The 13,722-nt window shown below is 67.3% G+C and carries 14 protein-coding genes; 6 read left to right on the forward strand and 8 right to left on the reverse strand.

The features are described 5' to 3' along the window. Window positions 1-17 precede the first annotated feature (17 nt). Both ACSR87_RS03455 and ACSR87_RS03460 read left to right on the forward strand, forming a co-directional pair. Entirely contained in the window at window positions 18-206 is a 189-nt protein-coding gene (locus ACSR87_RS03455) for a 30S ribosomal protein S17e (protein WP_004042417.1), read from the forward strand. Between the two features lie 195 nt (window positions 207-401). After that, window positions 402-1,058 carry a glycerophosphodiester phosphodiesterase gene (locus ACSR87_RS03460; RefSeq protein WP_498529506.1) on the forward strand — a complete coding sequence of 219 codons (657 nt, stop codon included), beginning with the start codon at window positions 402-404 and terminating at the stop codon, window positions 1,056-1,058. Window positions 1,059-1,073: 15 nt separating this feature from the next. Here the strand turns inward: ACSR87_RS03460 and ACSR87_RS03465 are convergent, their stop codons facing one another. The 7 genes from ACSR87_RS03465 to ACSR87_RS03495 form a co-directional block, all read right to left on the reverse strand. Beyond that, on the reverse strand, window positions 1,074-1,376 hold the full coding sequence (locus ACSR87_RS03465) for a hypothetical protein (protein WP_498529507.1): 303 nt from the start codon (window positions 1,374-1,376) through the stop codon (window positions 1,074-1,076). Window positions 1,377-1,439: 63 nt separating this feature from the next. Then, entirely contained in the window at window positions 1,440-1,709 is a 270-nt protein-coding gene (locus ACSR87_RS03470) for a DUF8022 family protein (protein WP_498529508.1), read from the reverse strand. Next, on the reverse strand, window positions 1,706-3,250 hold the full coding sequence (locus ACSR87_RS03475) for an acyl-CoA carboxylase subunit beta (RefSeq protein WP_163489478.1): 1,545 nt from the start codon (window positions 3,248-3,250) through the stop codon (window positions 1,706-1,708). Before ACSR87_RS03475 ends, ACSR87_RS03470 begins: the two co-directional genes overlap by 4 nt. Before the next feature lie 222 nt (window positions 3,251-3,472). Further along, entirely contained in the window at window positions 3,473-4,891 is a 1,419-nt protein-coding gene (locus tag ACSR87_RS03480) for a sodium-dependent transporter (protein ID WP_008575697.1), read from the reverse strand. Window positions 4,892-5,063: 172 nt separating this feature from the next. Then, window positions 5,064-6,401 (reverse strand): sodium-dependent transporter, encoded by a 1,338-nt coding sequence (locus ACSR87_RS03485; RefSeq protein WP_498529509.1) that lies wholly within the window; start codon window positions 6,399-6,401, stop codon window positions 5,064-5,066. A gap of 258 nt (window positions 6,402-6,659) precedes the next feature. Continuing rightward, the gene (locus tag ACSR87_RS03490) at window positions 6,660-7,367 is read right to left on the reverse strand and encodes an SDR family oxidoreductase (protein ID WP_498529510.1); all 708 of its coding nucleotides are present in this window, start codon (window positions 7,365-7,367) and stop codon (window positions 6,660-6,662) included. Window positions 7,368-7,475: 108 nt separating this feature from the next. Beyond that, a complete protein-coding gene (locus ACSR87_RS03495) occupies window positions 7,476-8,441 on the reverse strand; it encodes an NADPH:quinone reductase (RefSeq protein WP_498529511.1) in 966 nt (321 codons plus the stop codon). Window positions 8,442-8,597: 156 nt separating this feature from the next. Between ACSR87_RS03495 and ACSR87_RS03500 the strand changes: the two genes are divergently transcribed. The 3 genes from ACSR87_RS03500 to sucD all read left to right on the forward strand — a co-directional run bounded on the left by ACSR87_RS03500 (window position 8,598) and on the right by sucD (window position 10,918). Then, a complete protein-coding gene (locus ACSR87_RS03500; RefSeq protein ID WP_498529512.1) occupies window positions 8,598-8,786 on the forward strand; it encodes a hypothetical protein in 189 nt (62 codons plus the stop codon). A 120-nt stretch (window positions 8,787-8,906) separates the two neighbouring features. Then, window positions 8,907-10,052, forward strand: coding sequence for an ADP-forming succinate--CoA ligase subunit beta (gene sucC / locus ACSR87_RS03505; RefSeq protein WP_004042383.1), 1,146 nt, complete (start codon window positions 8,907-8,909; stop codon window positions 10,050-10,052). After that, window positions 10,049-10,918 carry a succinate--CoA ligase subunit alpha gene (gene sucD / locus ACSR87_RS03510; RefSeq protein WP_004062518.1) on the forward strand — a complete coding sequence of 290 codons (870 nt, stop codon included), beginning with the start codon at window positions 10,049-10,051 and terminating at the stop codon, window positions 10,916-10,918. Before sucC ends, sucD begins: the two co-directional genes overlap by 4 nt. Window positions 10,919-10,964: 46 nt before the next feature. Here sucD and ACSR87_RS03515 read toward each other — a convergent pair whose 3' ends face one another. Further along, complete coding sequence (locus ACSR87_RS03515) at window positions 10,965-11,258, reverse strand: zinc ribbon domain-containing protein (RefSeq protein WP_498529513.1); 294 nt, start codon at window positions 11,256-11,258, stop codon at window positions 10,965-10,967. Between the two features lie 160 nt (window positions 11,259-11,418). On the opposite strand from ACSR87_RS03515, the gene ACSR87_RS03520 reads away from it, so the two are divergent. Continuing rightward, a complete protein-coding gene (locus ACSR87_RS03520; protein WP_498529514.1) occupies window positions 11,419-13,722 on the forward strand; it encodes a methyl-accepting chemotaxis protein in 2,304 nt (767 codons plus the stop codon).

Raw genomic sequence — 13,722 nt, forward strand, 5'->3', positions numbered from 1 at the left:
CCGGGGAATCTTCCGACATGGCAATCAAGCCCAAGTACGTCAAGCAGCTTGGTAACATCCTGCTGGAGCGGTACCCGCAGGCGTTCAACACGGACTTCGAGACGAACAAGGACAGCGTCGAGGAACTGACCACGGTCGAGTCGAAGGGCGTCCGTAACCGCATCGCCGGCTACATCACGCGCAAGAAGGGCGGCCAGGGCGCGTAAGTTCGAGTCAGTCGATTCTCTCTGCGAACACATCTTCTCCAGCCCGCGCGGAGCGGCCGCGCCGGTTCGTGCGCGACGAGCGCGCGACCCCCGCGCGGCTCGGTCCCCAGTCCACTATACCCGAACGAACCGCTCCCGAGCGCTTTCGACCGGTCCGGAGGAAGCGTTTAGGCCGCCCTCCCGCGACGTACCGACATGCGCGTCATCGGTCACCGCGGCTGTCCCGCCCTCGCCCCCGAAAACACGCTCGCCGCCTTCGACGCGGCCGCGAAGCGACTCGACTGGGTCGAACTCGACGTTCGACGCTGCGGCTCCGGCGAACTCGTCGTCGTCCACGACGAGACGCTTGACCGCGTGACCGGCGCGACCGGCCGCGTCGACGAGACGAGACTCGCGGAGTTGCAGGCACTCACGGTCGGCGGCTCCGACGAGTCGATTCCGACGCTCACCGCGGTGTTCGACGCCCTGCCGGACCGCGTTTCGGTCAACGTCGAACTGAAAGAGACCCGGCTCGCAGACGACCTCGCGGCCGTCGCCGGCGAGGCGGAACACGAGATACTCGTCTCGTCGTTCGACGCCGACGCGCTCCGTGAGGTACGCGAGACGACCGCGCTCCCGGTCGCCTTCCTCTTCGCGGCCGACTGGGACGAGTCACTATCGGTCGCCGTCGACCTCGACTGCGCGGCCGTCCACCCGCACTACGACCTGCTCTCGTCGTCGCGGGTCGAGGAGGCGCACGACCGCGGCTTCGAGGTCAACGCGTGGACGGTCCCCGACCGCGAGATAGTTCGGCGGCTCCGGGAGTACGGCGTCGACGGCGTCGTCGTCGACGACCCGGCACTCGCGGAGTGAGCAACCGACCTCCGGCTACCGAGTCCGAGCGCCGCCGCGAAACGCCTGAAACGCCGTCTGGTCCCGTGTCACGCCGAGTGCGAACGAGACGAGCGCGACGACGACGCAGCCCCCGACGACGGCGGTCGGGAGAACCCCATTCGGGAAGTAGCCGTTCGCCATCCCGAGTTCGACGCAGGTCCCGGCGAAGACGGCGGCCAGCGCCGCGGAGACGAAGTCGGGTTCGCCCTCGTCGGCGTAGTGTGCCGCGACAGCGATGGCGGCGAAGCCGGCGAGAATGGCGTTGAGAAACAGCCAGACGAGCGCAGATTGGCCCATGTTGGACCGACTGACGCCGGGCGAGAATGTAAGCGTTCTGTCGTGAAACCGCAGGCCTCCGATTTAGAACCGGTCGGTACGCCCCGAAGCGGCCCACGCGTCGGTCGGCGCGCCGGCGGGGACGCGGCGGCCACAGCCCGTGACGGATTCGAGGCGGCCGGCGTACCGCCAGCGCTCCTCGTTCCACGTCTCCTCGCCGTCGTCTGCGGCCGCGGCGGCCGCGGCGACCGACTGGTCGTGGAGGTGCGCGCCGACGGCGGCGGCGATGGCCGCGGCCTCCTCGTCGTCGGCGTCGTCCGGAATCGACAGCCCAGACAGCAACTCTCCGCTCATAGCGGGATGTTGCCGTGTTTCTTGTCGGGTTGGGACTTGCGCTTGGAATTCAGCATCCGGAGGTCGGAGATGAGGCGCTCGCGGGTCTCGCCGGGTTCGATAACGTCGTCGATGAAGCCGCGGTCCGCGGCGGTGTACGGGTTGGCGAACTCCTCGCGGTACTCCTCGATGAGTTCGTCGCGGCGGGCGTCGGGGTCGTCCGCGGCTTCGAGTTCGTCGCGGTAGAGGATGTTGACCGCGCCCTGCGGCCCCATCACGGCGATTTCGGCGGTCGGCCACGCGTAGTTCACGTCCGCGCCGAGGTGCTTCGAGGCCATCACGTCGTACGCGCCGCCGTAGGCCTTGCGCGTGATGACGGTCATGAGGGGGACCGTCGCCTCGGAGTAGGCATAGAGGAGCTTCGCACCGTGGCGGATGATGCCGTTGTGCTCTTGGTCCGTACCGGGCAGGAAGCCGGGCACGTCCACGAACGAGAGGATGGGGATGTTGAACGAGTCGCAAAAGCGGATGAAGCGCGCGCCCTTCTCGGAGGCCTCGATGTTGAGGGTGCCGGCGTTCACGCGGGGCTGGTTGGCGACGATGCCGACCGAGCGGCCGTCGAGGCGGCCGAAGCCGACGACGATGTTCTTGGCGAAGTCCTCCTGGACGCCGAAGAAGGAGCCCTCGTCGAGGACGCCGTCGAGCACGTCGTGGATGTCGTAAGGCTTGCGGGGCTGGTCGGGCACGACCTCGGCGAGGTCGTCGTCGACGCGCTCGGGGTCGTCCCACGGCTCGACGCGCGGCGGGTCTTCGACGTTGTTCTGCGGGAGGTACGAAAGCAGGTGGCGGATGTCGTCGAGCGCCTGCTCTTCGGTGTCGGTGGCGAAGTGGGCGACCCCGCTCGTCGAGGTGTGGGTCGTCGCGCCGCCGAGTTCGTCGAAGGTGACCTCCTCGCCCGTGACCGTCTTGATGACGTCCGGGCCGGTGATGAACATGTGGCTCGTGTCGCGGACCATGAACGTGAAGTCCGTCAGCGCGGGGGAGTACACCGCGCCGCCCGCGCAGGGCCCCATGATGGCCGAAATCTGCGGGATGACGCCCGACGCCTCGGTGTTGCGGCGGAAGATTTCTCCGAAGCCGCCGAGCGACTGGACGCCCTCCTGAATCCGCGCGCCGGCGGAGTCGTTGAGGCCGACGACGGGCGCGCCGACCTCCATCGCCTTGTCCATCACCTTACACACTTTCTCGGCGAACACCTCACCGAGCGAGCCGCCGAAAACGGTGAAGTCGTGGGCGAAGACGAAGACGGTTCGGCCGTCGACCTCGCCGTAGCCGGTGATGACGCCGTCGCCGGGGAGCTTCGTCTCCTCCATCCCGAACTTGTGGTTGCGGTGGGTTCGGAACTGGTCGAACTCCCGGAAGGTGCCGTCGTCGAGGAAGTAGTCGATGCGCTCGCGGGCGGTCATCTTGCCCTTGTCGTGCTGCGAGGCGATTCGGTCCTCGCCGCCGCCCTTCAGGGCTTTCTCGCGCTTCTCGCGGAGTTCGTCGATCCGGTCTTCCATCGTCATGCCAGACCACCTTCGCTCATTGACTCGTCGGTCCGCAGTCCTCGGTCAAAGGAGTTCCGCAATCCGGCAACCCTTACTTCGACAGTTGTCGAATAATAGATGGAACAATCATCATAGACAGCGGCGTGGAGTGGAACGACTCGTGACGGTCGAGTCGGCCGAAAACGGAGGAAACGGGGTCGGTTCACCGCTCGAATGCGTCGGGGCGGTCGCCGGTTAGACGACCGAATCGGGCTGTCGAAGGCCGAAGAAGGCGGCGGCGGACCCGACGACGGCGACGCCGACGGTCGGCCAGAAGCCGATGGTCGTGTCCACGCCGAAGTGCGTGAGGAGCGTGAAGACGAGGAACAGCGGGAGGACGACTCCGACGGCGAAGAGCCACGGCGTGCCGAGGGACTTCGAGAACTCGCCCGCGCCGGCGGCGAACTCTTCGAGCGCCTCGCGGCCCATGACCCAGCCGACGAACAGGAGGAACGCGGCGAGGCCGGCGGTCAGGAGGACGTTCACGAGCGGCCCGGCGACGAAGCCGAAGATGCCCGGGTTGAACGCGCAGACGGTCCCGGTGACGGCGACGAACGCAGTCATCCCGGCAACGGCGCGTCGGCGCGAGACGCCGTACTCGTCGACGAGGAACGCGACGGGGATTTCGAGCATGCTGATGGAACTCGACAGCGCCGCGAGCGTCACGACGCCGAAGAACGCGGTGGCGATGAGCGTCCCCGCGGGGAGTTGCGAGAACGCCCCGGCGAGGCCGACGAACAGCGCGCCCGGGCCGGTTCCGGTCTCAGTCGGGTTGATGCCCTGCGAGAACAGAAGCGGGAAGACGACGAGGCCGGTGATGACGCCGACGCTCGTGTTGAGGACCGCGATGGCGCTCCCGTCGAAGGGAAGCGAGCGGTCCTCACCGAGGTACGAGGAGTACGTTATCATCGTGCCCGCGCCGAGCGAGAGGGTAAACAGCGCCTGTCCGGCGGCGGGACCGAGAATGGCGAAGAAGTTCTCGGTGATGACCGAGGGGTCGAATCGGAGGAAGAAGGCGTAGCCCGCGGCCGCGTTGGGCTGGGTCGCGGCCCAGCCGGCGAGGCCGACGAGGAGAACGAGCACGGCGGGCATCATGACTTTCGTGCCGAGTTCGATGCCCTTGCGGACGCCCGCGAAGACGATGAGCGCGGTCAAGCCGAGGAACAGGAGGTGGTAGAGCGCCGCGTCGACGCCGGCGGAGACGCCGCCGAAGTACTGCCCCGGATTCGTGAAGTACGCGGGGTTGCCGCCGGCGAGCGCGGCCGCGCTTTCGAGGAGATAGCGGATAATCCACCCGCCGACGACGCTGTAAAACGAGAGCAGCGAGATGCCGGTGACGACCGAGAACGCGCCGACGACGCCCCATTTTTTCGACCCGGAGAGGTCACGGAGCGCGCCGACCGGCGACTTCTTCGCGCGGCGGCCGATGACGAACTCGCCGAGCAGTCCGGGGACGCCGACGAGAAGGACGATACCGAGATATACGACGAGGAACGCGCTGCCGCCGTTTTCGGCGGTCTGCCACGGGAACCGCCAGATGTTCCCGAGGCCGACCGCGCTGCCGACGGCCGCGAGGATGAACCCGAGCCGTGTTGCCCATGTTTCTCGTGTCATTGCCACCCATTGGCAGCCCACCGGTAAAAGGGCTTTCGAACCGACGATACGTCATCGGAGCAATTTAACGGTTTTGAGTGGTCTACGCGTGAAAATTGCCGTCGAATAGTCGAGGAAAATGCGTCGCTACCGACGATTCCTAACCGCTCGAAAAGCGGGAGCGTTCGCCGCCTCAGAGGGGCGGGACGATGGCCGGGCTCTCGCCGAGGAACAGCGTCTGGAGGCCGAGGGCGAGCGTCGCCACGACGGCGACGATGACGAGCGTGCGGGCGAGCCAGAGCCACGTCAACCCGACGCCCTCACCGAGTCCGCTGCCCTTCATCAGTTCGTCGATGGCGGGCGCGCCGTAGACCCACGCCGCGAAGACGAGGATGCCGAGGACCGAAAGCGGGAGGAGCAGCTGGTAGGCGAGCGTGTCGAACCAGCCGAGCCACGCGGAGTCGATAGCCGACGGGACGCCGAGCAGGAAGATGATCCCGCCGAGGCCGATGGCCATCTGCGGGCGGGACACGTCGTAGTTGTCGATGGCCCACGAGACGACGACTTCGAGCAGGCTGATGGCCGACGAGAGCGCCGCGATGAGCACGACCGCGAAGAAGACGAAGCCGATTATCTGGCCGCCGGGGATGTCACCGAACGCGCCGGCGACGCTGATGAACACCGTGCCCGCGCCGCTCGTGTTGGGGTCGATGCCCTGCGCGAACAGGAGCGGAAGGACGACGAGGCCGGCGAGGATGCCGACGAAGCTGTTCAGGAAGACGATGGTGATGCCGTCGCCGAACAGGCTCTGGTCGCCGTCGATGTAGGAGGCGTAGGTAATCATCGCGCCCATGCCGAGCGACAGCGAGAAGAACGCCTGCCCGACGGCGAAGGGGACGATTTCAGCGAAGTTCTCCGACAGCGCGTTGAAGTCGGGCGAGAGGAAGTACGCATAGCCCGCCGACGCGCCGGGGAGCGTGAAGGCGAAGACGGCGAGCGCGGCGAGGATGACGACGATGCTCGGTACCATGAGCTTCGTCGCCTTCTCGATGCCGTCTTCGATGCCGGCGGCGACGATGCCGACGACGAGCGCCATAAAGACGGCGTGGAGCGCGAGCGCCTCCATGCCGGCGGACACCTGTCCGAAGTACTCCGCGGGGGCGGCGAAGTACGCGCCCGTCAGACTGCCACCGATGTACCGGAGGACCCAGCCGCCGACGACGCTGTAATACGACAGAATCCAGAAGCCGGTGAACAGGCCGATAGCGCCGACGACGCGCCACTCCTTGTAGCCGAGCTTCTCGAAGGCGCTGATGGTGTTCAGGTTGGCTTTGCGTCCGATGACGAACTCGGCGAGGATGGCCGGGAGACCGATGCCGAGCGCCGCGACGATGTAGACGATCAGGAAGGAGGCACCGCCGAACTGGGCGGTCTTGAACGGGAACTGCCAGATGTTCCCGAGGCCGACAGCGCTGCCGACGGCCGCGAGGATGAACCCTGCCCTGGTTGCCCACGTTTCACGTTCGGTCATGTCTATCACCCTGTTGCCGATGTGGGTGTGATAAATGACGCGGTATGCCGTCGCATATCGGAGCAAAAATCGACACAATTCTCTAACCAACTATAATATATGGTTCGTTCGTCCGAATTTGACCCCCGAATAGCCTCATTTTTCTAACGAGTGTCGTGTTCGTGAATCACTTGCGTACCGTGTAAAAATTCGTGCGCACCGAAACGAATGCCACCCCTTATCGTGGCGGATGTTGCCACGAATCAGAGAGGAGTCGGGTCAGGCCTCGCCGTACACCGGGACGGCCGCACCGCTCGTCACGGGCGTCGCGTCCGAACAGAGCGCGAGGACGGTCCGGGCGATTTCTTCGGGTTTTACCCACTTCTCGAAGTCGGCGTCGGCCATCATCTCGCGGTTCATCGGCGTGTCGATGACGCTCGGCATCACCGCGTTCGCGCGCACGTCGCCGCGGTTCTCCTCGGCGATGGTTTCGGTGAGCAGGCGGACGCCAGCCTTCGACGCCCGGTAGACGCCGTCGCCCTCGCCGCCCGAAAGCGACGAGCGGGCCGAGACGCTCACGACGGAGCCCTCGGCCTCGCGGAGGTGCGGAATCGCGTGTTTCGACGCGAGGAACATCGTCTTGAGGTTCACGTCGAACAGGAAGTCGAAGGTGTCGGCGTCGGTCTCGTCGATGGGCGTCCCGCCGCGCCACGTCCCGGCGATGTTGGCGAGGTAGTCGAGGCGGCCGAAGTCAGAGACGACCTCGTCGACGACGCGCGCCACGTCGTCCTCGTCGGTGAAATCGCCCTCGTAGAACCGCACTCCTTCGGTCTCGAAAAAGTCGTCTTCGTCGTCGGGCTCGACCACGTCCGCGGCCGCGACCGACGCGCCCGCTTCGTGGAACGCGCGAGCGATTGCGCCGCCGAGCGCGCCGCTCGCGCCGGTCACGAGAGCGACGGTTCCGTCGAAATCGAATGTCACGTCCATGAGCGTGCAATAGGTTCGCGCGGGACATAATTCGGTCGCGGCTGTGCGCCCGCCGGCGACCGGGCGCGGTGGTGGGCTTCGTCCTCACTTTCCGCGTCGGCGGCCGCGTCAGGGCGTGATGACCAGTTTGCCGAGGACGCTGTCTTCCATGACGGCGCGGTGGGCCTCGGCGGCCTCGTCGAGGTCGTAGGTCCGCGCCACGTCGATCTCGAACTCGCCTGCGCCCATCTGGCCGGCGAGTTCGCGCAGCGGGGCCGACAGGTCCGGCGTGTTGAACATGCTCATCATCGTCAGCGAGAGGTCCTTCCCCCGGGCCGACGACGACAGGTCGAAGCCGACTTCGGGGTCGTTCTCACCGATGCCGACGATGCGACCGCCGTGGGCGGCCACGTCGGCGTCGAACTGGAGGTAGTCGTCCATTCGGTGGTCGAGCGTCAGGTCCACGCCGTCGCCCGTCGCCGCGGCAACGACGGCGTCCGCGAGGTCGTCGCGGTCGTAGTCGAGGACCACGTCCGCGCCGAGTTCGGCCACCCGGTCGTGGTAGTCGGGCGCGGCGGTGGCGATGACGCGGGCCCCGGACGCGGCGGCGAGTTGGACCGCGGCGTGGCCGACGCCGCCGGAGCCGCCGTGAATCAGCACCGTGTCTCCGAGCTGCATCCCGCCGTGGTCGACGAGGGCGCGCCACGCGGTGACGCCGGCGACGCCCGCGCCGCCGGCCGCGACGAGGTCCACGTCGTCCGAGAGGACCGCGAGCCGGTCGGTCGGGACGGCCGCGAACTCGGCGTAGCCGCCGTAGTGGTCCTTGCCGATGCCGGTGCCGACGACGCAGTCGCCCTCCGCGAAGCCTGTCACGTCGGCCCCGACCGCCGCGACCGTCCCGGCCACGTCGACGCCGGGAATCATCGGCATCGCGAACGGCTGGTACGAGCCCTCGCGGAAGTACGTGTCTACGGGGTTGACGCCCGCGGCCGCGACTTCGACGAGGACCTCGCCCGCCGCCGGGTCGGGCGTGTCGATGTCGTCTACCTGAAGCACGTCGCGTCCGCCGTGGTCGTGGAATCTGACAGCGCGCATGGCGAACGATGGGTTCGGGCGGGTGATAAATTCGGACGCCTCGGAGAGAATCGCAGCGTTTCGACGCGGCGGCCGGGTCGGTCAGTCCTCGCGGGTGCCGAAACGGCCCTCGCGGGTACCGAAACACACATTCGCCGCCCGGGGCAACGTCGCCTCGTGCCCTCCAGAACGTGCCCCGACTGCGACGTGTCGATGGTGTCGGTCGGCCACAAGACGACGTACAACGGCGACGGCCTCCGCGTCGACACCGACGGCGGACTGCTCGGCGCGCTCGACCTCCGCGGGTCGTACGTGCAGGCGTACGTCTGCGAGTCCTGCGGACTCATCCGGTTTTACGCCGAGTGAGCGACCGCGCAGAATCGTTAATTCAACCGCGAGTAAACGTCCCGCGGCGAGTGTTCCCGGTTGTGCCTGAACGTAGATGAATGGGATTTAAGCGCGTGCCTTTCCCTCCCACGCATGGTAATGAAGCTTCACGAATACCAGGCGAAGGATATCTTCGCAGAGGCTGGGATTCCGGTGCCAGAGTCCCGTCTCGCGTCGTCGGTAGAGGAGGTCATGGAGGCGGTCGAGGAGATCGGATACCCCGCCGCCATCAAGGCGCAGGTACACGTCGGTGGGCGTGGCAAGGCCGGTGGCATCAAAATCGCCACGGACGAGGACGAGGCGCGACAGGCCGCAGAGGACATCCTCGGGATGGACCTCAAGGGCTACACGGTCGACCGGGTGCTCGTCGAGGCCGGCGTCGACTTCGAGAACGAACTGTACGTCGGCGTCACGATGGACCGCAGCGAGGGCAAGCCCGTCGCGATGGTCTCGACGGAAGGCGGCGTCAACATCGAGGAAGTCGCAGAGGAGAACCCGGACGCAATCGCCCGCGAGCACATCGACCCCGCGTTCGGTCTGCACCCCTATCAGGCCCGCAAGGTCGTCTTCGAGGCGGGCATCCCCCGCGACGTGGCCTTCGACGTGGCCTCGTTCCTCACGACGCTGTACGACCTCTACGAGTCGAACGACGCCTCGGACATCGAAATCAACCCCGTCATGATTACGTCCGACCGCGACATCGTCGCCGCGGACGCGGTCATGAACATCGACGACGACGCCCTGTTCCGTCACGACGACCTCGCGGCGATGGAAGAGGACGCCTACGAGAACGACCTCGAAGCCAAGGCCGGCGAGTACGGCTTCGACTACGTCCGTCTGTCGGGTAACGTCGGCATCATCGGCAACGGTGCCGGGCTCGTCATGACGACGCTCGACCTCGTGGACTACTTCGGCGGCGAACCCGCCAACTTCCTCGACATCGGCGGCGGCGCGAAGGCCGAGCGCGTGGCGAACGCGCTGGACATGGTGTTCTCCGACGAGAACGTCGACTCCGTCGTGTTCAACATCTTCGGCGGCATCACCCGCGGCGACGAGGTCGCCAAGGGTATCAACGAGGCGCTGGAGAGCTTCGACGAGATTCCCAAGCCGGTCGTCGTCCGCCTCGCGGGCACGAACGCCGAGGAGGGCATGGAGATTCTGAACACGGACCTCGTACAGGTCGAAGGGACGCTGGAGGACGCCGTCCAGCGTGCCGTCGAGAACGCACAGGAGGTGTCCCAATGAGCATTTTCGTCGACGACGACACGCGAGTAGTTGTACAGGGTATCACGGGTGGCGAAGGCAAGTTCCACACCCGGCAGATGGTCGAATACGGCACGAACGTCGTCGCCGGAACCTCCCCCGGGAAGGGCGGTCAGGACGTGGACGGTATCCCCGTCTACGACACCGTCGAGGAAGCGGTCGACGAGGAAGACGCCAACGCCTCCGTCGTGTTCGTCCCGCCGGCGTTCGCCGGCGACGCCATCTTCGAGGCGCTCGACACGGACCTCGACCTCGTCGTCGCCATCACCGAGGGCGTCCCGACGCAGGACATGGCCAAGGTGAACAAGCGCCTGTCTGAGACCGATACGCGCCTCATCGGCCCCAACTGCCCGGGCATCATCACGCCCGGCGAGGCCAAACTCGGCATCCTCCCCGGCAACATCTTCGAGGAGGGTAACGTCGGCCTCGTCTCCCGCTCCGGCACGCTCACGTACCAGGTCGTCTCGAACCTGACCGAGCGCGGTATCGGCCAGACCACCGCCATCGGCATCGGCGGCGACCCCATCATCGGCACGTCGTTCGTCGACGCCCTCGAAGCGTTCGAGAACGACCCCGACACGCACGCCGTCGTCATGTGCGGCGAAATCGGCGGCGAGGACGAAGAGCAGGCCGCGAAGTACATCGCGGAGAACATGGACACGCCCGTCGCCGGCTTCATCGCCGGCCGCACGGCACCGCCGGGCAAGCGCATGGGTCACGCCGGCGCTATCGTCTCCGGGTCGGGCACGGGCACCGCAGAGTCCAAGATTTCCGCCCTCAACGACGCGGGCGTCCCCGTCGGCGACACCCCCAACGAGGTCGCCGACCACATCGAAGACTTCCTCTAAGCCCGCCGCGAACGCGGGTTTCGGCCTTTTAGTTCGTTTTCGCGCGCTATCGCAACGCCGCGCCGCACAGCCCACAGCGTCCGCCGTCGGTCGCGGTCGGCGCGCCGCACTCCCGGCAGACCGCCATCCGCCGACGCGACTGCTCCCGTGCGGACCGCAGGAACGTCGTCGGGTCGAGCGCCGTCCCCGCCGACTCGCCGCCCTCGTCGACCCTGTCGAGGACGCGCTCGACGAGGGCGTCCTCGCGCATGGCGTCGAGCAGTCTGACGAAGCCGACGAACAACAGCGACGGCGCGACGATGCAGAAGCCCGCCACGAGCAGGCGGAACTCGGTTTCCATGCGGGTTGTTAGCGTCCAACAGTCGTATGGTTGACGCTCGGGCTGACCCGGCCCCCAGTCCGCGGCCGCCGGCGTCTGTTCGGCCGCGCCGCGACGGTCTATTATCCCGTTTGATACTCGGACGCGCGGATTTATGCATCGCATTCGGGTCGGTACGGTAATGGCCGAGAATCTCGTTTTGGAGGTCGAATCACGGCTTCCTGATGCGATTACGGAGAGCTACACGCGGCGACTCGTCGCCGCGATGCTGCTCGTTTCAGTCCTCGTCGCCGGCGTCGGAATCGTCCAGTATCAACAGACGGCATCCACGATAGACGCGGACGCCCGCGCCGATCTGCTCACCGAGGCCGAACGCGAGGCCTTGCAGGTGAACACCTGGTTCGACGAGCGCGAACGCCTCGTGGGCATCGTCGCCGACGACCCCTCCGCCGGCAGCACGCTCGACGGGCGCTCCTCGACGACGCTGACGGCCGCGAAAGAAGATATGCCCGCGGACGTGGCCGCGCTCCACTTCGTCAACACCGAGACGACGACCGTCATCGGCTCGTCCGAGGAGGGCGCGGTCGGGACGACGCTGTTCGACGACGGGTCGCTTCCGCTCCCCGCGAGCGCCGACCTCTCGGACGACGGCGTCGAACGAACGACCGTCTACGTCGAAGACGGCGTCGCCTACATGGGCTTCGTCGCGCCGCTCCCGTCCATCGAGCCCCGCGCAATCGTCCTCGTCGCCGAGGCGTCCTCGCTCGGGGCCGCGCTCGACGGGAACCACATCGACGGCGGCTTCACCCAACTCGTCACGACCGACGGGAACGTCCTCTACGACGGCGGCGGCGGCCGGTCGAACGTCGCCTATCCCGCCGCCGAGGCGTCCGAACTCGACGCCGCCTTCGCCGGCGAGACGGGCGTCACCCGCCTCGCCCCCGTCGAGGGCTTCGTCTCCTCGCCGCACGTCGTCGCGCACGTCCCCGTCTCCGGCGGCGTGCTCCTCCTGCACGCCCCCGCGAGCAGCGTCTTCGCGCTCTCCCGAAGCGTCGGTCTCGGGATTGCGACGCTGCTCGCGCTTTCGATGCTCGGATTCGTCGTCTTCGCGCTCATCGTCCGCGGGAACACCGCGCGCCCGCTCGTCGACCTCGCGTCGACCGTCTCCGCGCTCCGCGACGGCGACCTCGACGTGGCACTCGAGACCGACCGCACCGACGAGTTCGGACAGGTCGTCCGCGGCATCGACAACCTCCGGGACGACCTCCGCGACCAGCGCGCCGACGCTCGCGCTTACAGCGAGGCGATGACCCGCGCGGCCGACGGCGACCTGCGCGTCCGCCTCCCGACCGACTCCGAGAGCCGCGACATGGCGACCGTCGCCGCCGCGTACAACGAGATGATGGACGACATCGAACGGACCGTCGGCACGGTCAAGACCTTCGGCGAGGACGTGGCGACGCTCGCCGACCGCGTGGCCGACCGCGCCGACGACGTGTCCGCCGCGAGCGAGGAGGTGTCGGCGTCGGTCCAGCAGATTTCCGAGGGCGCGAGCGAGCAGACCGACAGTCTCGTCGCCGCCGCCGACGAGATAAACGACCTCTCGGCGTCCATCCAGCAAATTGCCTCGTCGGCCGACGAACTCGTCCGACTCACCGAGGAGGCCGAGGCCCGCTCGCTCGACGGACAGACCGCCGCCACCGACGCCCTCGACGACATCGACGCCGTGCGCGCCGAGACGGAGGCGACCGTCAACGAGGTCCGCGAACTCGACGACCGCCTCGCCCAAATCGAGGACATCGTCGAGGTCATCACCGACATCGCGGAGCAGACCGACATCCTCGCGCTCAATGCCAACATCGAGGCCGCCCGCGCGGGCGAGGCCGGCGAGGGGTTCGCCGTCGTCTCCAACGAGGTCAAACAGCTCGCACAGGAGACGAAATCCTCGGCGGGCGACATCGAGTCGCTCGTCGTCGAAATCGAAACCCAGCGCGACGCCGTCGTCTCCCGCATCGAGCGCATGCGGGCGCAGGTCGAAGAGAGCGCCACCTCGGTCGACGAGGCGCTGTCCTCCTTCGACGGCATCGTCGAGCGCGTCGAGGAGACGACCGCGAGCGTCCACGAGATTTCCGACGCCACGGGCAGTCAGGCCGACTCCTCCCAAGAGGTGCTCTCGATGACCGACGAAATCGCGGGCATCTCCGAGGAAACCGCCGCGGAGGCCGAGAACGTCTCCGCGACCGCACAAGAACAGAGCGCCGCGCTCGTCGACGTCAACGGGGACGTGCGCGAACTCTCGTCGCACGTGAGTCACCTCGACAACCTCCTCGACGCGTTCGAGGTCGACGACGGCGGCGACGTGGCCGCGACCGTCGACGACGTGCTCGGCGACGAGGCGGACGCGGAGGCGGCCACCGACTCGGACCGGGCCCGCACCGCATCCGAGCCGCGCCCCGAGCGAGAACCTTCGCCCGCGGACGACTGA

This window comes from Haloferax sp. SDI50 (assembly GCF_059802635.1).

What these genes read in the sequence shown, in the direction of transcription:
- ACSR87_RS03460 (WP_498529506.1), top strand. Translation starts at nt 402, where the DNA reads ATGCGCGTCATCGGTCACCGCGGCTGTCCCGCCCTCGCCCCCGAAAAC.
- ACSR87_RS03480 (WP_008575697.1), bottom strand. Translation starts at nt 4,891, where the DNA reads ATGACACGAGAAACATGGGCAACACGGCTCGGGTTCATCCTCGCGGCC.
- ACSR87_RS03515 (WP_498529513.1), bottom strand. Translation starts at nt 11,258, where the DNA reads ATGGAAACCGAGTTCCGCCTGCTCGTGGCGGGCTTCTGCATCGTCGCG.
- sucD (WP_004062518.1), top strand. Translation starts at nt 10,049, where the DNA reads ATGAGCATTTTCGTCGACGACGACACGCGAGTAGTTGTACAGGGTATC.
- ACSR87_RS03475 (WP_163489478.1), bottom strand. Translation starts at nt 3,250, where the DNA reads ATGGAAGACCGGATCGACGAACTCCGCGAGAAGCGCGAGAAAGCCCTG.
- ACSR87_RS03485 (WP_498529509.1), bottom strand. Translation starts at nt 6,401, where the DNA reads ATGACCGAACGTGAAACGTGGGCAACCAGGGCAGGGTTCATCCTCGCG.
- ACSR87_RS03490 (WP_498529510.1), bottom strand. Translation starts at nt 7,367, where the DNA reads ATGGACGTGACATTCGATTTCGACGGAACCGTCGCTCTCGTGACCGGC.
- ACSR87_RS03455 (WP_004042417.1), top strand. Translation starts at nt 18, where the DNA reads ATGGCAATCAAGCCCAAGTACGTCAAGCAGCTTGGTAACATCCTGCTG.
- sucC (WP_004042383.1), top strand. Translation starts at nt 8,907, where the DNA reads ATGAAGCTTCACGAATACCAGGCGAAGGATATCTTCGCAGAGGCTGGG.
- ACSR87_RS03520 (WP_498529514.1), top strand. Translation starts at nt 11,419, where the DNA reads ATGGCCGAGAATCTCGTTTTGGAGGTCGAATCACGGCTTCCTGATGCG.
- ACSR87_RS03470 (WP_498529508.1), bottom strand. Translation starts at nt 1,709, where the DNA reads ATGAGCGGAGAGTTGCTGTCTGGGCTGTCGATTCCGGACGACGCCGAC.
- ACSR87_RS03465 (WP_498529507.1), bottom strand. Translation starts at nt 1,376, where the DNA reads ATGGGCCAATCTGCGCTCGTCTGGCTGTTTCTCAACGCCATTCTCGCC.
- ACSR87_RS03495 (WP_498529511.1), bottom strand. Translation starts at nt 8,441, where the DNA reads ATGCGCGCTGTCAGATTCCACGACCACGGCGGACGCGACGTGCTTCAG.